Raw genomic sequence first — 19,753 nt, 5'->3', positions numbered from 1 at the left:
GACCATGCGCGTGAGCTGGGACCAGGCACAAAATGCTATTGCCTATGAGGGGCAGTGGCGCCGCAACGACGGAAACTGGGTGAACATGCCGCGCAGTTCCACCACGTCATTTGACGTCCCGGGGATTTATGCCGGGCGCTACCTGGTGCGCGTGCGCGCAATCAATGCCGCTGAAATTTCCTCAGGATGGGGATATTCAGAAGAGAAGACACTGACCGGCAAAGTAGGCAATCCGCCTAAGCCAGTAGGATTCACGGCCACGGGCATCAACTGGGGGATTCGTCTTAACTGGGGTTTCCCGGCAAATACAGGCGATACACTAAAAACGGAAATTCAGTATACCGCCAACAGTGACTTTTCAAATCCAATCTTGCTGTCAGACGTGCCTTATCCTTCCGCTGAATATACCCAACTCGGGCTTAAGGCTGGGCAGGAATTCTGGTACCGGGCGCAGCTGGTCGACAGAACAGGTAACGAATCCGGGTATACCGACTGGGTAAGGGGGATGTCTAATGATAACGCCGATGATTATCTGGGCGATATCGCAGACGATTTCCTAACCTCTGCCGACGGGGAACGCCTCACCGGTGACATCGATACCAACATTGAGGGAATTCTACAGAACGCCCTTGCGAACCACGGAACAGTTGAGCACCAGTGGGCACAATACGGTGAAGTGCGTGCCGATATCCTTGTTGTTAAAACGACCATTGCTGAGGTAGATAAGGCAATGGCCGAAATGTCGACGCAGGTGCAGGCCCAGATCAATGACGTCACGGCTGCACTGGAGGACAAGCTTACCGCAGTGGTCGATGCCTCAGGTGCTTCGGCAATCTACACCCTTAAAACAGGCGTGAGGATAAACGGCATCATGTATAACGCCGGGATGTCGATTGCCGTTCTGGCGCAGGCAGGGCAGCCGATTGTTACCCGAGTAGGTTTCAACGCTAACCAGTTCGTACTGATGAGTGGCAGTGGTGATACCCAGTATTCGCCGTTCGCGGTGGTTAATGGCCAGGTCTTCATCAGCTCAGGGTTTATTCAGGATGGCACGATCTCCAACGCCAAAATCGGTAACTTTATCCAGTCCAACAATTATGTCGCCGGGCAGTCCGGGTGGAAACTGGATAAAGGAGGTACCTGGGAAAACTACGGCAGCGACGGGGAGGGCGCAAGAAAGACTACGAATGTAACGGACAGCATCAGGGACGCGAACGGCGTTCTCCGCGTACAGATTGGTAAAATTACGGGGGTATTTTGATGACGTGGGGCATTCAGACGTGGGATGCCAATGGCAACCCGAACAATTATGGGATTAAGCCTGTATCTGTTGTCGGACGAATTCAACTCGCATATACACAAAATTCAGGTTCCTGGAGTTTTACTGTTCCGCCTGGCTATAAGGTTGGCTTTGTTGTTTCGCTCGATCAAGGCACTACCTCTGTTGGGCGGCATATCGAGGCAACTGGCAACACTATTACCGTGACGCCTGCTAATACAGCTGGCATCGGTAATTACCCCTCATCCGCCTGTGAACTTGTCGTTTTTATGGAGCCAGCTTAATGGCTGATTATGGTGCTTATATATTAATGGACAATGGCAATCCTTTTGTGACGCCATATTCCACTCCTTTTTGTCTCTATAATCGATCGGAAGTTGCCTCCAACACAAACGGCAGTGCAGCAATAGATATTCCTGTCGACCCCTCTTATCCGGCCATTGCGTTCTGTCGTGTGTCAGGGCCGTCTCAGGCTGTATATTTGGGGGTTCGCAGAAACGGAAGCGTAATAAGCGCCTCCGCATCAACTCCAGCAGGTTATACAGGCTCAAAAACATTCACCCTGACTGTGTACGTTTTCGCTGTCTTTCCTCAGCCTTTGCCACAGTGGGGAATAGCGTTCTGGGACGCCAGCGGGCGAGTGGTTCTCACAAACGAAAGCCGGGTATTGACCGACCTAGTGACCGTGGGAACTCCAGGCGCAGGGGGCATTAATCTAGACGTTACTTTGAGTGGTTCATATGCTGTGGCTCCTGGAATTCTCGGCTCGTCGTTATGGCAAACCTCCCAGGGTGGGCAGCCAGTGATTATCAACGTAACAGCATACACGGGGTGCTATTTCAACGGTATCACGACCAGGTTCTGGCCTGTTGGAAATCAAATTTCGGGGGGAACACCTGCTGGCGGCACTACAACAGGAATAACGCTAACGGCTATTAATACTGCAGCATATGACTAATTGATCGTTTAAAACGATCAATTTGTCGATATTGATCTGTTCAATCTATTTTAACTAATTTTCCCGTCAGGTTAAATTTCAAAGTACAAATTACCTCAGGGATAAAAAATGAAAAAAATACTCGCCAGTTTGCTAATTGTCTGTTTTCTTTCTGCTTGCTCAGCAAACATTTTTGAGAAGCAGCTTCCTATGTGTGAGGCTGTAATCATTTTAGGTGGGCAGGAACAAACCGTACAGATATATGGTGTGCGACAATTAGCAAGCCAGGTTGAATACAAAGCTGGATATCCTTTCAGCTGGCGGTGGATAAGTAAAAACAACTTCATCAGGTCGACCTGTTCAAAATGAACAAAACAAGAACCCGCTTCGGCGGGTTTTTTATTATCTGAATTCAGGAGTCTTTTATGTCGGCAGGTACCATCACCATGACAAACGGGTCCGCAATTGTTGGCGGTTCCGGAACCTCATTCGCAACCGAAATCGCTGCAGGTGACTTTATTGTCTCTACAGTTGGCGGCGTGGCATATACATTGCCGGTTAAATCGGTAGATAGTAATACTCAGCTGACGCTGGTCAGCAACTTTACCGGGCCTACACAATCCGGTGCAGCCTGGTCAGCAGTTCCCCGCGTAGCTCTTAACATGGTGACTGCTGCGCTGGTATCCCAAAGCGCTGAAGCGCTGCGTGGACTGAATTACGACAAACAGAACTGGCAGCAGGTTTTCAGCGCAGCTGGAAACATTACGGTAAAACTGCCAGACGGTACTACATTCACTGGCCCTTCATGGAAATACCTGGTGGATAATACTGGAACCATCGATGGTAAAAAGGGTGGAACTCTCTCAACAACCTATCTCTCAGTGGCTCCGTACGATACCGGAGCGGGAAATAAAGTTGCGTTGCAGTCCTTCAGTACTGGGTCTGTTGCAGGGATTATCGGAAGGACTTCTTATTCATATTTCAATGACACAGGTTATGTTGGGGCCAGAAGGGGGAGCGGTTACGATATTCTGGATATTGCAATTGGTATCGATAAGGCCAATGGCACTTATACCAATTGGGTTTTCTCCGCAGGGGGAAATGCCACAGCGAACAACGGTTCATGGATAAATAATTCAGACGAGCGTATTAAAGATAATATCAAGCAGATTGAAAACCCTCTCGAAAAGATGCGTTTGGTGCGTGGGTGTACGTGGGATCGTCTTGATAACGCCCCTCCGGGTCAGGGTTTCATTGCTCAGGAGCTTGCACTCGCAATGCCTACCGCAGTATTTGAAGGTGGGGAAACTGAGCTCAGAGATGGTTCAATAGTCGAGAAAACGTTAGCTGTCGATGTGGCTGGGGCAGCCGCTGCTCTTCACCATGAAGCAATCCTGGCTTTAATGGATCAGATTCAAGATTTAAAGAAACAGGTAGAGGCATTGCAGCTTGGAAGTTGAGGAAACCGCCGCCCATCGCATGCAAGAATTTGCGGTGGCTAAAATCTGCTCATTAAGAGCTACTGCCATAAAATTTACAAAATTCATAATTCGAAGCGACATAGAATCTTAGAAACGAAACGGCGAAGCTTTAAGCAGTCAGAAAGTATCTCTGTCTTGCGCGCTTACTCAAATGAAACTACTGTATATAAAAACAGTGTTTGAGGTGTGCAACATGGAATTTATCAGGCCTGCAGAACTGCGTGAAATTATCGCTCTTCCGCTTTTCAGTGACTTAGTCCAGTGCGGTTTCCCAAGCCCCGCTGCTGATTACGTTGAACAACGTATCGATCTCAATGAGTTACTGGTTTCCCATCCCAGCTCAACATATTTCGTTAAGGCTGCCGGCGACTCTATGATCGAAGCAGGGATCAGCGATGGTGACCTGCTGGTTGTGGACAGTTCGCGCACTGCTGAGCATGGTGATATTGTCATCGCAGCGGTGGAAGGGGAGTTTACAGTTAAACGCCTGCAGCTGCGCCCGACAGTTCAGCTCATTCCAATGAACAGCGCTTACTCGCCGATTATCGTCGGCAGCGAGGACACACTCGATGTGTTCGGTGTAGTGACTTTTATCGTTAAATCTGCGAGCTGAGTATGTTTGCGCTCTGTGATGTGAATTCGTTCTACGCATCATGCGAGACTGTATTCAGGCCGGACTTGCGAGGGCGGCCGGTTGTCGTTCTCTCAAATAACGATGGCTGCGTAATCGCGCGCAGCGCCGAGGCTAAGGCCGCTGGAATTACGATGGGGGAGCCTTTCTTCAAGCAAAAGGACTTATTCCGGCGCGCTGGGGTTGTTTGCTTCAGCAGTAACTACGAGCTCTACGCTGATATGTCGAACCGGGTAATGACGACGCTTGAGGAAATGAGCCCCCGCGTCGAAATTTACAGCATTGACGAAGCTTTTTGCGACCTCACTGGGGTTCGCAATTGCCGGGACTTGACGGAGTTTGGCAAAGAGATACGCGCGACGGTTCTGAAGCGTACGCACCTGACTGTCGGTGTTGGCATTGCGCAGACGAAAACCCTCGCTAAGCTCGCAAATCACGCCGCTAAGAAATGGCAGAGGCAGACGGGCGGGGTGGTCGATTTGTCCAATATCGATCGGCAACGTCGGTTGTTGGCTCTGGTACCAGTAGAGGATGTGTGGGGCGTCGGTAGGCGCATCAGCAAGAAGCTTAACGCCATGGGCATCAAAACGGCTCTGGACCTCTCAGAACAAAGTACCTGGATTATCCGTAAACACTTTAACGTGGTACTTGAGCGAACGGTCAGGGAGCTGCGTGGCGAGCCATGCCTCGATCTGGAAGAGTTTGCACCAGCAAAGCAGGAAATTGTCTGCAGCAGGTCTTTCGGCGAACGCGTCACCGAGTACGAACAGATGCGCCAGGCTATCTGCAGTTATGCTGCCCGTGGTGCTGAAAAACTGCGTGGTGAGCACCAGTATTGCCGTTTTATTTCGGCGTTCGTGAAGACATCTCCTTTTGCTCTGAATGAGCCATATTACGGCAATAGTGCGTCAATGAAGCTTCTCACGCCAACACAGGATTCCCGTGACATCATCAACGCCGCGTTAAAGTGCTTGGACAAAATCTGGAAGGATGGTCATCGGTACCAGAAAGCAGGGATTATGTTGGGTGATTTCTTCAGTCAGGGGGTGGCCCAACTTAACTTGTTCGACGATAATGCCCCGCGAGCCGGAAGCGAAAGGTTGATGGAGGTGCTTGATCACTTGAACGCCAAAGATGGAAAGGGCACGCTCTTTTTTGCCGGGCAGGGCATTCAGCAACAATGGCAGATGAAGCGTGATATGCTTTCGCCGCGGTATACCACGCGGTTTTCTGATCTGCTTCGCGTCAGGTAATCGGGTCGATTAACTCCGGACCCTGATTTTTCGGACTTCCAATCGCGCGAGAAACTGCGTGCCAGATAAACTTGTCGGCGGGCACCGAACCGTCGGCAGCAATTTCTTCAGCTTCTTTCCCTCCGGTATCCTGACGCATCCACTCTCTGGCGGCTTCCGGTGACAGAACCAGTGGCCGGCGGTCGTGAATGTCGACCAGGCCTTTATCAGCTGCAGATGTCACAATGAGGAAACCTTCAGCCTCATCGCCACGCTCGAACGGCGTGCTACCGATCGCCGCCATAAAAATCGGCTGGCCGTCGGCGCGGTGTATGAAGTAGGGTTGTTTTTTGTCGCCTTCTTTCTTCCACTCGTACCACCCATCTGCGAAGCATATAGCGCGACCATGCTGCCAGAGAGGCTTGAACATCCTGCTGTTGGCTGCCGTCTCGACGCGCGCGTTTATCAATGGTGCTTTATCCCACCACCCGGGCGCGTAAGACCACAGGACTGGATCAAGATGCAGTTGCTCGTCGCGTTCGCTCAGCAGCAGAACCTTAGTGCCGGGCGCGACGTTGTACCGGCCAATCGGCTCTGGGTCATATGCGATGTCGCGATCGCCTTCGTCGGCGAGATAAGCCAGATACTCTTCACGGGTTTGTGCTTGAGAAAAACGACCACACATAGAAACCTCCAGTCAAAGCTATGACTGAAAGTATAAGGCAGGGAGAAAAAACAGGTGCGCACCGAAACTTTATGATTTTGAAACAGGGGCATGATGAAGGAAGTCAGAGATATGGTAAAGCGATGCGTTGCGAAACTGGAAGGATCTACGCAAAGTTTCGGAAATAGTGTAAAGAGGAAATCTAACCCGGTAGGGGGGCCGGGTTTGCTGTGATGACATTAGGTAAATTCATTCATTTGTAAGCCACATATCAGATTCTTCAAACATTTCCTCCAGCATACGGTTCAACTTTTCACGGTCGCTTTTGCTGGCATCACTATTCAATCCGTTAGCCTGCATAGGTTTAACCTTCACTTCAGCATCAGGGAATATGTGATGAACTCGCCTCTTCAGCTCAGCCAGAATAATTTCTCTGGCTCCATCCAATCCCTGGACATTTCGCTTATCGTAAACCAACTCAACAAACATAACAGTCTCCTTAATCTGTTTGAGAGGAAGTTATATTTTTACTGTAAAAATATACAGTGTCAAGGCGAGTAAAACGATTTAAAGGATGGGATTTTCGTCCGATTGAACTGAAAGTATGGGAAATTATTCCCTGGTTTATCCCCGTTTAAAAACACCAATAAAAAAACCAGCCATAAGAGGCTGGTTTTCAATATGTTTTTTGGTCGGCACGAGAGGATTTGAACCTCCGACCCCCGATACCCCATGTCGGTGCGCGGCCAGATAAAAGTTTCGCCATTGTGACTTTTCGATAAACGTAAGCCGTTGATTCATCTGATGTAAAAATTATGAATTATTGGCGAAAAATAAACGTATGTGTATGATTATTATGTATAACACGTGTGATTTAAAATCCCTCGGCGTTCGCGCTGTGTGGGTTCAAGTCCCACTCCGGGTACCATGGGAAACAAAGAATAATCAAAGCAATAAGCAGTGTCGTGAAACCACCGAAAGGTGGTTTTTTTGTGCCTGGAATTTGCCAGTCACACCCCACCCAAATACGCCTTCCTCACCTCCTGATTGCCCAGCAGCTCCTCGCCGCTACCGCTCAACCGGATCTGCCCGTTAACCATCACATACCCGCGATCGGAAAGCTTCAGCGCATGGTGCGCATTCTGCTCCACCAGAAAGATGGTCATGCCATTACGGGCCAGCTCGCGCAGCGTCTGGAAGATCTGCTTCACCACGATCGGCGCTAAGCCCAGGCTCGGTTCATCCAGCAGCAGCAGCTTCGGACGGCTCATCAGCGCCCGGGCGATAGCCAGCATCTGCTGTTCCCCGCCGGACATAGTCATCGCACGTTGCTTACGCCGCTCCTTGAGGCGAGGGAACAGCTCGAACATAGTTTGCATATCTTCAGCCGCATACCGGTTACCGATGGGGATGGTCCCCATCAGCAGATTCTCTTCAACGGTCATATCCGGGAAGACGCGCCGGCCTTCAGGCGCCTGCGCAATGCCGCCGGAGGCGACGTAGTGGGTGGATTTATGGCTGATATCTTCACCACTGAAAAGGATCTGCCCGTTGCGGATACGAGGCTGGCCAAAGATGGACATCAGCAATGTCGATTTCCCCGCGCCGTTTGCGCCAATCAGCGCCACGGTTTCACCTTTATGGACCTCCAGCGAAACTTGTTTCAACGCCTGAATCACGCCGTAGAACACATCCACCTCGCGAAATGCCAGCAGCGGTTCGCTCATAGGATCACCTCGCTTTCATCCGTGCCCAGGTAGGCGGCAATGACCTTTTCATCATGCTGGATCTGCTCGGGTTTTCCTCTGGCAATCACATCGCCGTGGTCGAGCACGATAATGTCGTCCGAAATCTCCATCACCATCCCCATATCATGCTCAATCAGTAATACCGTGATGTCATGCCGATCCCGCAGAAAGCGAATAATGCTGCTGAGCTTATGCGTTTCGACCGGGTTAAGCCCGGCGGCGGGTTCATCCAGGCAGATCATCTCGGGCCCGGTACACATTGCCCGCGCGATCTCCAGACGCCGCTGCTGACCGTACGACATCTCTCCCGCCAGGCGATTGGCGAACTCCACCAGGTCCACCACTTCCAGCCAGTAGAAGGCTCTGTCCAGGGCGTCGCTCTCCGCCAGCCGGTATGCCGGCGTGTTTAAAATCCCGGCGAGAAGATTACGGTTGACGCGCATATGCTGCGCGACCAGCAGGTTTTCTACGACCGACATCTCGCGAAAAAGACGAATGTTCTGGAAGGTGCGCGCCAGCCCGGCGCGGTTCACCAGATGCGTTCCGCCAAACATTTTGTAGAACAGGCGCAGCCCGAGCTGCGCGGGGTTAATCCAGTCGCCCGGCTGGAATTTTTGTCCGAGGACCTGAATAACGTTGGTCGTTTTTGTGCGGGTATTAAATAAAATGTTGCCGCCGGAGGCCTTATAGAAGCCCGTCAGGCAGTTAAACACGGTTGTTTTTCCCGCCCCGTTTGGCCCGATGAGGGCGGTAATGGAGCCGCGCTGCACGTCCAGGTTGACGTCGTTTAGCGCCTTAATCCCGCCGAAGTGCATCATCAGATGTTCAACGCGCAATATCGTTTCGTTCATGGCGCCACGCCCTTACGCACGGCAAACCCGCTGCGGTTAATGCGGATCAAACCGCGCGGACGCCAGATCATCATCACCACCATCAGCATGCCAAACAGCAGGACGCGGTACTCAGCAAAACTGCGCAGCAGCTCCGGCGTGACCGTGAGCACAAAGGCGGCCAGCACTACGCCCAGCGTCGAGCCCATACCCCCCAGCACGACGATGGCGAGAATCAGCGCCGATTCGAAGAACGTGAATGAGGTCGGGTTCACGAACCCCTGGTAGGTCGCGAAGAATACCCCGGCAATGCCCGCGGTCGACGCGCCCAGCGTAAAGGCTGAGAGCTTAACCAGCACATGATTTAACCCCATTGAGCGACAGGCAATTTCGTCTTCCCGCAGGGCTTCCCACGCACGGCCAATCGGCATCCGCGTCAGGCGGTGCTTGATGTAGAGCACCAGCATTACCACCAGAAACAGCACCGTATAGATAAAGATGAACTTCATGTTCGGGTTGAAGGTCAGGTGGAAAAATTCGTGGAAGGGCACGCCACCTTCCCTGTCGCGTCGTCCAAACTCCAGACCGAAAAAGGTGGGAGGAGGGGCCGAGACGCCATTGGGGCCGCCGGTGAAGGTCAGCCAGTTGTTCAGTACCAGGCGAATGATCTCCCCGAATCCGAGGGTGACGATGGCCAGATAGTCACCGTGCATGCGCAGCACAGGGAAACCGAGCAGGGCGCCTGCGGCGGCGGCCATGATCGCCGCCAGCGGCAGCATGCTCCAGAAGCCTAAGCCGAGATACTGGTATCCCAGCGCCAGACCGTACGCCCCGATCGCGTAGAACGCAACGTACCCCAGGTCCAGCAGGCCGGCCAGCCCCACGACGATGTTCAGCCCCAGGCCAAGAAGCACGTAGATCAGCCCGAGAATAGCGACGGTCAGCACATATTTAGTGGCGACAAACGGAAAGCAAACCGCAAGAGCAATCACCAGAGGAATAATCCAGCGCATGCGGCTTTTGTATTCCGGAGGCCGTACATACACGCCCGCGCTATCGGCCTCAAAGCGAGCCTGAAAGCGGGCTCCCGCGGCGGTACCTAAAAAGGCGCTCAACAGAAAACGCCCCAGCATCACAATGCCAACCATCCAGGCCAGCCGCTGTCCGGCGAAGTTAAAGCTGTACCCGTCCAGCACCACGCCCGCAATGGGGCCGAAGATAATCAGCGCAATCAGCCCGGAAAAAATCGCGTCGAGAATGCAGCGTTTAAGAGAAAAACCGTGCGATGTCATCATTCTCTCCCTCACACTTTGGCCACAATCGGGCGCCCAAGCAGTCCCTGGGGACGGAAAATCAGGATCATGACCAGCAGGCCAAATGAGAAGACATCTTTATAGTCCGAGTTCACCATGCCGGAGAACTGGGCTTCCGCGACGCCGAGGATAAGGCCACCCAGCATGGCGCCGGGAAGGGATCCGATGCCGCCGAGCACTGCCGCAGTAAAGGCCTTAATGCCAATCACAAACCCGACGTAGAAATCAAAGGTGCCGTAATTCATGGTGATGAGCACGCCCGCCAGGCCTGCCATCGCCGCGCCGATAACAAAAACCAGCGAAATAATCCGGTCGGTGTTAATGCCCAGAATGGAGGCCATCTTCCGATCCTGCTGTACCGCGCGGCACATCCGCCCCAGCCGGGTGTGGTTGATTATCCAGGTAAGGATCAGCATGCCGGCAAACGAGGCGACCAGAATAAACACTTTGGTGTAGGTTATCTGCACGAACCCGTCGCCAAAATGCAGGCGAATCACGCCGTCGAGCATGGTCGGCACCCCTTGCTGGCGCGGTCCCTGGCTCAGTTGGGCATAGTTTTGCAGGATAAGCGACATCCCGATGGCGGAGATAAGCGGCGCCAGTCGCGTGGAGTTGCGCAGCGGCTTGTAGGCGATACGCTCGATAGTCCAGCCGTACACGCCGGTTACCGCGATGGTGAACACCAGCGTACCCAGAATAAGCAGGGGGAATGACTCAAGCCCGAAGAAAGAGAGCAGCGCCAGGCCAATGGCGCAGAGATAGGCGGAAATCATATACACTTCGCCGTGGGCGAAATTGATCATGCCGATAATGCCGTACACCATGGTGTAGCCGATGGCGATCAGGCCGTAGACGGAGCCCAGCGTTAAGCCATTGATTAACTGTTGCAGGAAGAATGTACTCATTTTAGCGCGCTCGTTTTTAGGCTGCGCGAGACGCGCAGCCTGATGTTTATTACGCGCCGACGGGCAGGCCCGCCGACGTTGAGCGTGACTCCGTCCCGTTACTCGACTTCCTTATATTTTCCCTTGTCGTCCCACTGGTAAACCACGTAGTCAGACACTTTCAGATCGCCTTTGTTGTCCCAAGCTTTTTTGCCCATCACCGTGTCGACGGAATTGGCCTTTAGCCACTCGCTGGCTTTGGCAGAGTCCTTGCCGCCGGTGGCCTTGAAGGCCGCGGCAATGGCCTGCACGGAAGCATAGGAGTAGAGGGTGTAACCTTCCGGCTCGAATTTACCGGCGCGGAATTTCTCGATAACTGCTTTACCGTCCGGGATCAGGCGCGGATCTTTACCGAAGGTCATATAAATGCCGTTGGTGTATTGCGGGCCGCCCGCCGCAGTCACCATCTCTTCGTTGACAATGCAGTCGCCGGAGAAGAATTTCGCCTGCACGCCCTGTTCACGCATCTGGCGAACCAGCGGGCCGGCTTCCGGGTGACAGCCGCCGAAGAACACCACGTCCGGTTTTTGGGCACCGATCTTCGTCACCAGCGCGTTAAAATCTTTTTCACCGCGGGATAACCCCTCATACATCACATCCTTGACCCCGCGTTTCGCCAGCGCCGCTTTGGTAGCGTCTGCCAGCCCCTGTCCATAGGTGTCTTTATCGTGAATGATGACCACGCGTTTGGCTTTCAGCTTGTCGATGATGAAGTCGCTGGCCACCTGGCCCTGCTGGTCGTCGCGGCCGCACATGCGGAACATGTCGCTCATGCCGCGCTCGGTGATCAGCGGATTGGTCGAGCCGGGAGTAATCGCGATGATGCCGGCGTCGCTATACACCTCAGAGGCGGGCATGGTGGAAGAGGAGCAGAAATGGCCGACCACGGCATTGACCTTATCCTGGTCGACTAAGCGGTTGGCGACGGCCACGGCCTGCTTAGGCTCGCAGGCATCATCCCCCTGAACCAGTTTGATCTTCTCACCGTTAATCCCGCCTGCAGCATTAATGTCTTCTGCGGCCTGCGTAGCGCCGTGCCAGTACTGATCGCCATAGGTGGCATTCGGTCCGGTGAACGGCCCGGCCACGCCAATCACAATATCTGCCCGGGCGGAAAACGCCGTCACCAGGCAACCGGCCAACACAAGAGAAAGGGGAGTTCTGATAAATTTCAGCGACATTATTATGTTCCTTAGCAAAGAGGTTTTTGCACCACGGCGTAAGCCTGAACGCCCAGGGCGCAGCCAATCCAAAAACACGAGCAAGAACAAAATGCACTAAACGAACGGCATCCTGCGTGATACGGCGAGGTTTCCATGCGCAGCGTCGCGCGAAGAACAGCAAGCAAAAACGTTGCCAGAATGGTTAACCCCTTGACGGGGATATGACATCTTTGAGTATAGAGTGCCGCGTTATCCCGCCCTGGGGCAGCAGAAGAAATTACAGCGGAGATCACACATCGTTAACAATAAAGCCCATAAGTTGTGCAACGGTCACGATTTGCACGCTTTTGCAGCAATAAAGACCTAAACTTCAGCCAGGGCAGGCGTGCGATCTGTGGTAGGATCCTTTCCTTTTTATCAGGAGTGTCCGCGATGACGGAAGGTCCATTAAATGAAAGCGAAATGGCGTGGCTGGAAGAGACGTTAATGTCTTACGGTCATGACGATGCGTCCGTGATTGACGTATCCGAACTGGACGGCATGTTTACCGCAGTGCTTTCCGGCCCTGTTGTCGTTGAGCCAGATGCCTGGCTGGTGGCGGTGTGGGGCGGGGAGAAATACATTCCGCGCTGGAAAAACGATCGTGAGATGAACCGTTTTATCGATCTCTGCTTTAAGCATATGAACGACATTGCCGAGCGCCTGAGCGAGTACCCGGATCAGTTTGAGCCGATGTTCGGCTATAACGACGTTGACGGGGAGAGTTACACCGTGGTCGAAGAGTGGTGCTATGGCTACATGCGCGGCGTGGCGCTGACGGACTGGTCAGCCTTGCCGGAATCCCTGAAGGCCGACCTCGAGGTGATTGCCCTGCACGGAACGGAAGAGAACAGCGAGAAGCTGGATGAACTGTCCGAAGAGGAGTATATCGCCAGCATCGAGCGCATCCAGCCTGCGGCCCTGCGCTTATACAACTACTGGGTGGAGAATCCGCAGCAGCCGGAAGCGAAGAAGCCTGTCGTGAATGGCACGAAGGTGGGGCGTAACGATCCGTGTCCTTGCGGCAGCGGGAAGAAGTTTAAGAGCTGCTGCCTGCACTGATAAAAAAGGGGCTGATGTTAGCCCCTTTTTTAGTTAACCCACTTCCGGCAGCATCCCCGCTGCAATCAACACCTGCACCAGAATAATCATCACCCCGCAGCTAAACACAACGCACAACAGCGGTTTCCCGCCTGCCACGCGGTATCCTTGTTGAGGATGCTGCTGACGGCTTTTCCACGCCAGCAGGGAAGGGAGCAGCAGGGCCAGGACAGAGAGCGCCACTCCCGCGTAGCCCAGCGCCATCACAAACCCGCGTGGGTAAAACAGCGCAAAGGCCAGCGGCGGCAGGAAGGTAATGGCGCCGGTCTGCAACCGCCCGACGGCGGTATTGCGGCGCTGGAACAGGTCGGCAAGGTAATCAAACAGGCCGAGCGCCACGCCCAGGAATGAGGTTGCCAGCGCCAGGTCGGCAAACAGGTGCACCGCCAGCTCCACGTGCGGCGAGGTGACCACCTCGCGCAGGGACAGCAGAAAACCGTTCAGGCCAGCGTGCTGCGCCATCAGCCCGACGAAGGTTGAAGAGTCAATGCTGCCCAGCGTCACCAGCTGCCAGAAAATATAGGCGATCAGCGGAATGGCGCTGCCGATGACAAAGACGCGGCGCAGCTTGCGAATATCACCGTTCATATAGCTGACGATGCTTGGCACGCTGCCGTGGAAGCCAAATGAGGTGAAAATAACCGGGATAGCGGAAAGCGCCAGACCTTTTTCCAGCGGCAGCGTCAGGAGGTTCACCTTGTGCACGTGCGGCGCCAGCAGCACCAGCATGACAACCAGAAACAGAATTTTAGCGCTGAAGAGAAAGCGGTTAAACAGATCGACCAGCGAGGTTCCCACGCAGACCACGCCGCCGCCGATGAGCGCAAAGAAGATGGCTCCCGTGGCAGGGGTGATGTCTGAGCCAAACCAGTCATTGACGCTGGAGGCGATGAGCTCTCCGGCACCGCTAATATAGGCGGCGGTCAGGGCATACATCAGGAACATCATGCTAAAGCCAGTGATCCACTGGCCGTAGCGTCCCAGGTAGCGCGCCGCAAGCGAACCCAGTCCGGTATCGGCGGGGACATGCTGGTATACCTCAAGCAGCAGCAGTGCGGTGTAGCACATTAATGCCCAGAGCGTGCCAAGCAGCAGCAGGGTCATTCCAAATCCCACGCCTGCTGCGGCCAGGGGCATTGCCAGCATTCCTGCGCCAATCGTCGTTCCGGCGACGATAAAAATACTTCCCAGGGTGCTGTTTTTCACGCTTTCCTCTACAACGATGGTGAATCGCGACAAATTCTGCGGCGCAGAGTAAGGGAAAAGCGGTAATTCGTCAAATCACCGTTACAAGTCGTGTAATGATTATTTTACACCCGGCTAACCCTCCGATCCTTTATGGGGTGATGCCTACTTCATAAGGGCAATATTACGGCGCGAAATTCAGGCGTAACGTAAACACCTTGTACAAATAATAAAATAAAGTGAGGGTTTTTATGGCGGGGGAGAATCTATTTACCGCGGCATGGAGCCGGGGAGGCAATCTGTTATGCCACGGTCACTGGATTATCAGCTGGCAGAATCAGCCCCTGACGCTGCCGGAGTCCCGACGCGAAAAAGACATGGGCACGTGGGCAATTTATTCGATTATCGATCCCGAGGATGAGGCGTTCGCCCAGGGACTACAGGAAGATGAGTGGATTATTGAGAACGTCGACTGGCTAACCGACCTGTTTTTCGAGGCGGGTATTCCGCTGGAGACGGCGAATTACCGCAATTTTTACCAGGCCGTGAATCCTCACGACTGGCGCTGCACCAGCTGCGCGGGGTGTATGTAAATTAACGCGGCGCCGGAAACCGGCGCCGCGCTGATATTAATTCTGCGTATCGAGAGTCGAAAGTTCTTTATCAATAAAGTAAAGTCCTTCGCCGGATTTACCCACCAGCGATAATTTATCCAGCACCGATTTAAACAGCTTCTCTTCTTCGTGCTGTTCAGCGACGTACCACTGCAGGAAATTAAAGGTTGGATAATCCTGGCCGATCATTGCCGCATGAACCAGTTCGTTAATTTTCTGAGTGATCAGCTGTTCGTGCTCATAGGTGGCGCGGAACAGTTCGTCGAGAGAATTGTACTCGGCAAAAGGCGATGCCACGTTCTCGATGCGCGGCAGGCTACCCGTATCGGTCAGATAATCGAACAGGCGCTGCATGTGGGTCATCTCTTCCTGAGCGTGACGACGCAGAAACGCTGCCGCCCCTTCGAAGCTGTGATAGCTGCACCAGGCGCTCATCTGCTGGTAGAGAAGGGATGAATAGAGCTCAAGGTTCATTTGCGCATTGAGCTTGTCGATCATTTCAGTTTTCAGCATGGTGGCGCTCCGGATTATTATTACGGGTTCATAATGAGCGACACTATAATTTGTTATTTAATTATTTGCAAAAAGTAAAATTAAAGATTTATTAGTTCAAAATACGAATGGGAATAAAACGCATTGGCGATATTTATCTTTATTAATGCGAATTATTTTTGTTCTTAGTTAAATAAAGCGCCAGCACGCGCTGGCAGCTTTGATTAATACCAGGGGTTATTTGACTTAGGGTTAACGGCATACCCCATGCATTTATACTGAATGGTCACGCTCTCGTTCAGGCACAAAGAGCCGCTTGTCAGGGTACAGGTTTTGACGGGCTGTCCATAGGCAGAGGCGGTGGCATACCCCATGTTCTGGCAGGCTTTTACCGCGGTACCGTTATTAACATATTCGTCGGACCAGGCGTTTTGCAGCACTGCCTGGCCGTAGTCGAGGCGGACAATGCCGTTCGGGGCATCGAGGCTGCTGATTTCCGCCTGACGGTTAACGCTGCACCCTGCGAGCAGCAGGATAGCGCCGGCTACGATGACTCTTTTCATGGTTCGCTCTGAGTGGATGGAAATACGTTATCGTACCCGCAGATGCCCGCCGCAATCCCCCGAATAGCCGGACAATCTCTCTTCTCTCTTTGCAACGGACGACGTGAGGCGCTTTTGTCACAGATCTGTGAGCGCGCATTTATTTTTTTAAAACTATATTTCATTTACTTTGAAAGTGCGTTTGTTTGATAGTAGGGTAAATTATGAAAAGGTATCCATAGCGGGTTCGCCCGCAGCGCATCCCGGAGAGAGAGATAATGAAAATTGCACTGATGATGGAAAACAGCCAGGCGGCCAAAAACGCGGTGATACTGAAAGAGCTGAAAACGGTAGCTGATGAAAAAGGGTTTCCGGTATATAACGTCGGTATGAGCGACGAAAACGATCATCACCTGACCTACATCCACCTGGGCATTATGGCGAGTATTTTGCTGAATGCGAAAGCGGTAGATTTCGTGGTCACCGGATGCGGCACCGGGCAGGGGGCGCTGATGTCGTTAAACATCCACCCTGGCGTGATTTGCGGCTACTGCATCGATCCCGCAGACGCTTTCCTCTTTGCGCAAATCAACAACGGCAATGCGCTTTCGCTGCCGTTTGCCAAAGGTTTTGGCTGGGGGGCGGAGCTGAACGTTCGCTTTATCTTTGAAAAAGCATTCACCGGCCGCAAAGGGGAGGGTTATCCGCCAGAGCGTAAAGAGCCGCAGGTGCGTAACGCCGGTATTCTGAACCAGGTGAAAGCGGCCGTAGTGAAAGATAACTATCTGGACTCGCTGCGCGCCATCGATCCTGAGCTGGTAAAGACCGCTGTTTCCGGCCCGCGTTTCCAGCAGTGCTTCTTCGAAAATTGCCAGGATAAGGCGATCGAAGATTTTGTTCGCGGTATCGTGGGTTAACGATCTCTTCGAGAGTTAAATTGTGATGCGCATCACAAAAATATTGATTTTTGTGACCGTGGTCATATTATAGGCACATTGACGACAGCGTTGTATAACACGTTAATGGAGCATCACAATGAAACTGCGCAAAATCCTGAAAAGTATGTGGGCCAACTACTGCCGCACCTTTAAAGACGTGCCGCCAGGCGCCATGTTCTGACAGAAAAACCTGCTTCGGCGGGTTTTTTTATGTCTTGCGGCGATGAAGGGAAGATGTCAGGGGCCACGTTTTGATACTATGGCGGCCTTTGAATAAGGAGAAAGCCCTATGTCACAAAACCTGAGCGCCGATCAGGAACTGGTATCTGACGTTGTCGCCTGTCAGCTGGTTATCAAGCAAATTCTTGATGTTCTGGACGTTATTGCGCCGGTTGAAGTGCGCGAGAAGATGTCCACTCAGCTGAAAAATATCGATTTTGCCAGCCATCCTGCTGCTGCCGATCCGGTTACGCTTCGCGCGATCCAGAAAGCCATCGCGCTCATAGAGCTGCGCTTCACGCCGCAGGGTGAGTCTCATTAAACCTGCGCACGGGCGACCACGCGTGTCGCCCGTTGATGCGGTTAAAAGAAGGTTTGCACCAGCAGGTAGCTCGCCGCGCAGGCGCAGCTTACGCCAATTAACCCTGGCAGAATAAAGCTATGGTTAATAATGAACTTGCCGATGCGGGTCGTCCCCGAGCGGTCAAAGCCGATGCAGGCTAAATCGCTGGGGTAGGTCGGCAGGACAAAATAGCCGTATGACGCCGGAAAGAAGGCGATCAGCATTTTCGGATCGATGCCCAGCATCAACCCCATCGGCGCCACGGCCGTCAGGGCCGCGGCCTGGCTGTTCACCAGCTTCGACACCAGGAAAAGCACGATGGCATACGTCCACGGATGGCTTTTCACAACGCCTTCCAGCGCCAGCTTTAACTCGTCGAGATGCGCCTGGAAAAAGGTATCACTCATCCACGCCACCCCGAACACCGAGAAGATCGCCACCATGCCGGCCTTGAATACCGCGCCGTTTGAGATAGCGGAGGCATTGACCTTGCAGACCATCAGCATCACGGCCCCGGCAATGAGCATCATCATCTGAATGACAAGGTTCATCGACAGCGCCGTCATTTTGCCTTTCAGCTCGAAGGCGGGGCGCAGTTCAGGGAAGGCCCCGAGCAGGACCACCACCGCAATACCGGCAAAGAAAATCCATGTCGACCAGTAGGCCTGCTTCGGAAAACGCTGGTTCATCAACGTCTCCGTGCCGCCATAGATAAACTCGCGCTGCCTGGGATCTTTTAGTTTTTCCTGAAACTCGATGTCGTCAGCCAAATCTTTCCCGCGGCGTAAACTCCACAGGGCCGCAATCGCCACCCCGAAAAGTGAAGCGGGAACCGACACGGCGAGAATTTCCAGGATCCCCCACGCGTGACCTATCCCATGCTGCGCAGCCAGGATGGAGACCAGCGACACGACGGCGACGGAAACCGGAGACGCGGTGATCGCCATCTGGGATGCCACCGATGCCACCGCCATTGGGCGTTCCGGTCGGATCCCTTTTTTAAGCGCGATATCCGCAATGATGGGAAACATGGTATAGACCACGTGCCCTGTGCCGCACAGAAAGGTCAGCATCCAGGTGGTAAAAGGGGCAAGTAGCGTGATGTGCTGTGGGTGTTTGCGCAGCAGGCGTTCAGCAAACTGCATCATGACGTTAAGGCCACCCGCCGTCTGCAGGGTGGCGGCGCAGCCAATCACCGCAAGAATGGTTAACATGACGTCAACCGGCGGCTTGCCGGGCTGAAGTCCAAAGACAAAACACAAAATAAAAAGGCCAATCCCGCTGATTAACCCAAGCCCCATGCCGCCGAAACGTGTACCCGTCAGCAGGCAGAGGAGAATGACAACAAACTCAATAGTGATCATGCTGCTCCCTCGTCAATGATTATGTAATTAAATAAATCATTACATTTTGTAAGGCTAATCATTGGGAGCGAGATCTGATTTGTTAAAATTCAGCAAAAGCAGAGGGTTGGTGAAAGGGGAGGGGAACCTGCCCCCCAGAATCAGGGAAAGGGCAGGTTAAAACGCTTAGTGATGCTGCACCGCCACCAGGTCGAGCAGGTGGCGGTCGGCCTGTTCCGGGCATAAACCTGCCTGTCGGGCATTATGGATCTCATCCACCAGCGTTTTCAGCAGCATACCGTCCTGCTGCTGTTCTTTGTCCATATCGCGTAAAAATTTAAGGGTGGTAATGTCATGCTGTGCTCTGGCTTCATCGGCCAGCCTGTTGAGCGTCGTGCAGCGTTGCTCATGCTCTTCCAGCGTTTTCTGAAACAGTTCTTCCAGAGAAGAGTAATTTTCGTTGATCCCATCGAGGGCTTTAACTACCGGGTTAGCCCCTGCGGCCTTCAGGAAATTAAAGACGCGCATCATATGGGTGACGTTGCTTTGTGCCTGTGAGCGAAAGAACGTGGCAGAGCCCGTGAGGCTTTTCTCAGAACACCATGCGCTTAAGTGAAGGTGCAGATTCGAGGCGTAGAACTCAAGGTTCATCTGCGCGTTAAGTTTTTGCATCATCGTTTGGGTAGCCATACTCATATCCTTATAGACTGTGGGA

Annotated in this window: 24 protein-coding genes; 12 read left to right on the top strand and 12 right to left on the bottom strand. The window is 53.1% G+C overall.

Going from position 1 to position 19,753, the window contains the following annotated elements; translation table 11 throughout:
* The 7 genes from AB8818_RS05415 to AB8818_RS05385 form a co-directional block, all read left to right on the top strand.
* Positions 1-1,261 (top strand): DUF1983 domain-containing protein (locus AB8818_RS05415; RefSeq protein WP_371199830.1); only part of this gene is annotated, 1,261 nt, incomplete at its 5' end.
* Positions 1,261-1,563 (top strand): hypothetical protein, encoded by a 303-nt coding sequence (locus AB8818_RS05410; protein WP_100170069.1) that lies wholly within the window; start codon positions 1,261-1,263, stop codon positions 1,561-1,563. The genes AB8818_RS05415 and AB8818_RS05410, both read left to right, overlap by 1 nt.
* Positions 1,563-2,237, top strand: coding sequence for a hypothetical protein (locus tag AB8818_RS05405; RefSeq protein WP_371199829.1), 675 nt, complete (start codon positions 1,563-1,565; stop codon positions 2,235-2,237). The genes AB8818_RS05410 and AB8818_RS05405 overlap by 1 nt, the downstream gene beginning before the upstream one ends.
* A gap of 108 nt (positions 2,238-2,345) precedes the next feature.
* Positions 2,346-2,585 (top strand): cor protein, encoded by a 240-nt coding sequence (locus AB8818_RS05400; protein ID WP_371199828.1) that lies wholly within the window; start codon positions 2,346-2,348, stop codon positions 2,583-2,585.
* Between the two features lie 56 nt (positions 2,586-2,641).
* On the top strand, positions 2,642-3,676 hold the full coding sequence (locus AB8818_RS05395; RefSeq protein ID WP_371199827.1) for a tail fiber domain-containing protein: 1,035 nt from the start codon (positions 2,642-2,644) through the stop codon (positions 3,674-3,676).
* 214 nt (positions 3,677-3,890) lie between these two features.
* The gene (locus tag AB8818_RS05390; RefSeq protein ID WP_371199826.1) at positions 3,891-4,310 is read left to right on the top strand and encodes a translesion error-prone DNA polymerase V autoproteolytic subunit; all 420 of its coding nucleotides are present in this window, start codon (positions 3,891-3,893) and stop codon (positions 4,308-4,310) included.
* 2 nt (positions 4,311-4,312) lie between these two features.
* The gene (locus tag AB8818_RS05385; RefSeq protein ID WP_371199825.1) at positions 4,313-5,581 is read left to right on the top strand and encodes a Y-family DNA polymerase; all 1,269 of its coding nucleotides are present in this window, start codon (positions 4,313-4,315) and stop codon (positions 5,579-5,581) included.
* Here AB8818_RS05385 and AB8818_RS05380 read toward each other — a convergent pair.
* The 7 genes from AB8818_RS05380 to AB8818_RS05350 all read right to left on the bottom strand — a co-directional run bounded on the left by AB8818_RS05380 (position 5,574) and on the right by AB8818_RS05350 (position 12,240).
* Complete coding sequence (locus tag AB8818_RS05380; RefSeq protein ID WP_371199824.1) at positions 5,574-6,245, bottom strand: SOS response-associated peptidase; 672 nt, start codon at positions 6,243-6,245, stop codon at positions 5,574-5,576. The genes AB8818_RS05385 and AB8818_RS05380 overlap by 8 nt on opposite strands.
* A 228-nt stretch (positions 6,246-6,473) precedes the next feature.
* Positions 6,474-6,713, bottom strand: coding sequence for a DinI family protein (locus tag AB8818_RS05375; RefSeq protein WP_371199823.1), 240 nt, complete (start codon positions 6,711-6,713; stop codon positions 6,474-6,476).
* Positions 6,714-7,234: 521 nt separating this feature from the next.
* The gene (locus AB8818_RS05370; protein WP_116339009.1) at positions 7,235-7,951 is read right to left on the bottom strand and encodes an ABC transporter ATP-binding protein; all 717 of its coding nucleotides are present in this window, start codon (positions 7,949-7,951) and stop codon (positions 7,235-7,237) included.
* Positions 7,948-8,823, bottom strand: a complete 876-nt coding sequence (locus AB8818_RS05365) for an ABC transporter ATP-binding protein (protein WP_371199822.1) — start codon at positions 8,821-8,823, stop codon at positions 7,948-7,950. Before AB8818_RS05365 ends, AB8818_RS05370 begins: the two co-directional genes overlap by 4 nt.
* A complete protein-coding gene (gene livM / locus AB8818_RS05360; RefSeq protein WP_371199833.1) occupies positions 8,820-10,094 on the bottom strand; it encodes a high-affinity branched-chain amino acid ABC transporter permease LivM in 1,275 nt (424 codons plus the stop codon). Before livM ends, AB8818_RS05365 begins: the two co-directional genes overlap by 4 nt.
* Positions 10,095-10,105: 11 nt before the next feature.
* Entirely contained in the window at positions 10,106-11,020 is a 915-nt protein-coding gene (locus AB8818_RS05355) for a branched-chain amino acid ABC transporter permease LivH (RefSeq protein ID WP_163329845.1), read from the bottom strand.
* A gap of 98 nt (positions 11,021-11,118) precedes the next feature.
* Positions 11,119-12,240 carry a branched-chain amino acid ABC transporter substrate-binding protein gene (locus AB8818_RS05350; protein WP_116339017.1) on the bottom strand — a complete coding sequence of 374 codons (1,122 nt, stop codon included), beginning with the start codon at positions 12,238-12,240 and terminating at the stop codon, positions 11,119-11,121.
* A 414-nt stretch (positions 12,241-12,654) separates the two neighbouring features.
* Here AB8818_RS05350 and AB8818_RS05345 point away from each other — a divergent pair, with 414 nt between their 5' ends.
* Positions 12,655-13,323: a YecA family protein gene (locus AB8818_RS05345; RefSeq protein WP_163329846.1), complete on the top strand. Its 669-nt coding sequence runs from the start codon at positions 12,655-12,657 to the stop codon at positions 13,321-13,323.
* A gap of 33 nt (positions 13,324-13,356) precedes the next feature.
* On the opposite strand, the gene tyrP is transcribed toward AB8818_RS05345, so the two are convergent.
* Complete coding sequence (gene tyrP, locus AB8818_RS05340) at positions 13,357-14,568, bottom strand: tyrosine transporter TyrP (RefSeq protein ID WP_371199821.1); 1,212 nt, start codon at positions 14,566-14,568, stop codon at positions 13,357-13,359.
* 230 nt (positions 14,569-14,798) lie between these two features.
* Here tyrP and AB8818_RS05335 point away from each other — a divergent pair, with 230 nt between their 5' ends.
* Positions 14,799-15,140 carry a hypothetical protein gene (locus AB8818_RS05335; protein ID WP_163329848.1) on the top strand — a complete coding sequence of 114 codons (342 nt, stop codon included), beginning with the start codon at positions 14,799-14,801 and terminating at the stop codon, positions 15,138-15,140.
* A 36-nt stretch (positions 15,141-15,176) separates the two neighbouring features.
* On the opposite strand, the gene ftnA is transcribed toward AB8818_RS05335, so the two are convergent.
* Together ftnA and yecR are read right to left on the bottom strand one after the other, a co-directional pair.
* Positions 15,177-15,674, bottom strand: a complete 498-nt coding sequence (ftnA, locus tag AB8818_RS05330) for a non-heme ferritin (RefSeq protein ID WP_028013664.1) — start codon at positions 15,672-15,674, stop codon at positions 15,177-15,179.
* Between the two features lie 203 nt (positions 15,675-15,877).
* Positions 15,878-16,216 (bottom strand): YecR family lipoprotein, encoded by a 339-nt coding sequence (yecR, locus tag AB8818_RS05325; RefSeq protein WP_116339025.1) that lies wholly within the window; start codon positions 16,214-16,216, stop codon positions 15,878-15,880.
* A 257-nt stretch (positions 16,217-16,473) separates the two neighbouring features.
* Between yecR and AB8818_RS05320 the strand changes: the two genes are divergently transcribed.
* The 3 genes from AB8818_RS05320 (at position 16,474) to AB8818_RS05310 (ending at position 17,674) form a co-directional block, all read left to right on the top strand.
* The gene (locus AB8818_RS05320; protein WP_116339027.1) at positions 16,474-17,112 is read left to right on the top strand and encodes an RpiB/LacA/LacB family sugar-phosphate isomerase; all 639 of its coding nucleotides are present in this window, start codon (positions 16,474-16,476) and stop codon (positions 17,110-17,112) included.
* Positions 17,113-17,230: 118 nt separating this feature from the next.
* Positions 17,231-17,314 (top strand): stress response protein AzuC, encoded by an 84-nt coding sequence (gene azuC, locus AB8818_RS05315; RefSeq protein ID WP_014884364.1) that lies wholly within the window; start codon positions 17,231-17,233, stop codon positions 17,312-17,314.
* A gap of 108 nt (positions 17,315-17,422) precedes the next feature.
* Entirely contained in the window at positions 17,423-17,674 is a 252-nt protein-coding gene (locus AB8818_RS05310) for a DUF2766 family protein (protein WP_008500405.1), read from the top strand.
* A 41-nt stretch (positions 17,675-17,715) separates the two neighbouring features.
* Here AB8818_RS05310 and AB8818_RS05305 read toward each other — a convergent pair whose 3' ends face one another.
* Together AB8818_RS05305 and AB8818_RS05300 are read right to left on the bottom strand one after the other, a co-directional pair.
* Complete coding sequence (locus AB8818_RS05305; protein ID WP_116339029.1) at positions 17,716-19,059, bottom strand: anaerobic C4-dicarboxylate transporter; 1,344 nt, start codon at positions 19,057-19,059, stop codon at positions 17,716-17,718.
* A 165-nt stretch (positions 19,060-19,224) separates the two neighbouring features.
* Positions 19,225-19,728 (bottom strand): non-heme ferritin-like protein, encoded by a 504-nt coding sequence (locus AB8818_RS05300; protein ID WP_116339031.1) that lies wholly within the window; start codon positions 19,726-19,728, stop codon positions 19,225-19,227.
* Positions 19,729-19,753 lie beyond the last annotated feature (25 nt).

Origin of the sequence: Enterobacter sp. KB-280D8 (assembly GCF_041399405.1) — a bacterium.
GTDB classification, from domain to species: domain Bacteria; phylum Pseudomonadota; class Gammaproteobacteria; order Enterobacterales; family Enterobacteriaceae; genus Enterobacter; species Enterobacter cloacae_N.
Note: the sequence above shows the minus strand (reverse complement) of the source record. Positions and strands in the feature narration are given on the sequence as shown.

Excerpts from the sequence above, each read along its gene's own strand:
- AB8818_RS05320 (WP_116339027.1), top strand. The coding sequence starts at position 16,474 with ATGAAAATTGCACTGATGATGGAAAACAGCCAGGCGGCCAAAAACGCG.
- AB8818_RS05310 (WP_008500405.1), top strand. The coding sequence starts at position 17,423 with ATGTCACAAAACCTGAGCGCCGATCAGGAACTGGTATCTGACGTTGTC.
- AB8818_RS05385 (WP_371199825.1), top strand. The coding sequence starts at position 4,313 with ATGTTTGCGCTCTGTGATGTGAATTCGTTCTACGCATCATGCGAGACT.
- azuC (WP_014884364.1), top strand. The coding sequence starts at position 17,231 with ATGAAACTGCGCAAAATCCTGAAAAGTATGTGGGCCAACTACTGCCGC.
- AB8818_RS05300 (WP_116339031.1), bottom strand. The coding sequence starts at position 19,728 with ATGGCTACCCAAACGATGATGCAAAAACTTAACGCGCAGATGAACCTT.
- AB8818_RS05405 (WP_371199829.1), top strand. The coding sequence starts at position 1,563 with ATGGCTGATTATGGTGCTTATATATTAATGGACAATGGCAATCCTTTT.
- AB8818_RS05375 (WP_371199823.1), bottom strand. The coding sequence starts at position 6,713 with ATGTTTGTTGAGTTGGTTTACGATAAGCGAAATGTCCAGGGATTGGAT.
- AB8818_RS05350 (WP_116339017.1), bottom strand. The coding sequence starts at position 12,240 with ATGTCGCTGAAATTTATCAGAACTCCCCTTTCTCTTGTGTTGGCCGGT.
- AB8818_RS05390 (WP_371199826.1), top strand. The coding sequence starts at position 3,891 with ATGGAATTTATCAGGCCTGCAGAACTGCGTGAAATTATCGCTCTTCCG.
- AB8818_RS05410 (WP_100170069.1), top strand. The coding sequence starts at position 1,261 with ATGACGTGGGGCATTCAGACGTGGGATGCCAATGGCAACCCGAACAAT.
- AB8818_RS05395 (WP_371199827.1), top strand. The coding sequence starts at position 2,642 with ATGTCGGCAGGTACCATCACCATGACAAACGGGTCCGCAATTGTTGGC.
- AB8818_RS05380 (WP_371199824.1), bottom strand. The coding sequence starts at position 6,245 with ATGTGTGGTCGTTTTTCTCAAGCACAAACCCGTGAAGAGTATCTGGCT.
- AB8818_RS05400 (WP_371199828.1), top strand. The coding sequence starts at position 2,346 with ATGAAAAAAATACTCGCCAGTTTGCTAATTGTCTGTTTTCTTTCTGCT.
- AB8818_RS05355 (WP_163329845.1), bottom strand. The coding sequence starts at position 11,020 with ATGAGTACATTCTTCCTGCAACAGTTAATCAATGGCTTAACGCTGGGC.
- AB8818_RS05365 (WP_371199822.1), bottom strand. The coding sequence starts at position 8,823 with ATGAACGAAACGATATTGCGCGTTGAACATCTGATGATGCACTTCGGC.
- ftnA (WP_028013664.1), bottom strand. The coding sequence starts at position 15,674 with ATGCTGAAAACTGAAATGATCGACAAGCTCAATGCGCAAATGAACCTT.
- AB8818_RS05370 (WP_116339009.1), bottom strand. The coding sequence starts at position 7,951 with ATGAGCGAACCGCTGCTGGCATTTCGCGAGGTGGATGTGTTCTACGGC.
- livM (WP_371199833.1), bottom strand. The coding sequence starts at position 10,094 with ATGACATCGCACGGTTTTTCTCTTAAACGCTGCATTCTCGACGCGATT.
- AB8818_RS05345 (WP_163329846.1), top strand. The coding sequence starts at position 12,655 with ATGACGGAAGGTCCATTAAATGAAAGCGAAATGGCGTGGCTGGAAGAG.
- yecR (WP_116339025.1), bottom strand. The coding sequence starts at position 16,216 with ATGAAAAGAGTCATCGTAGCCGGCGCTATCCTGCTGCTCGCAGGGTGC.
- AB8818_RS05305 (WP_116339029.1), bottom strand. The coding sequence starts at position 19,059 with ATGATCACTATTGAGTTTGTTGTCATTCTCCTCTGCCTGCTGACGGGT.
- AB8818_RS05335 (WP_163329848.1), top strand. The coding sequence starts at position 14,799 with ATGGCGGGGGAGAATCTATTTACCGCGGCATGGAGCCGGGGAGGCAAT.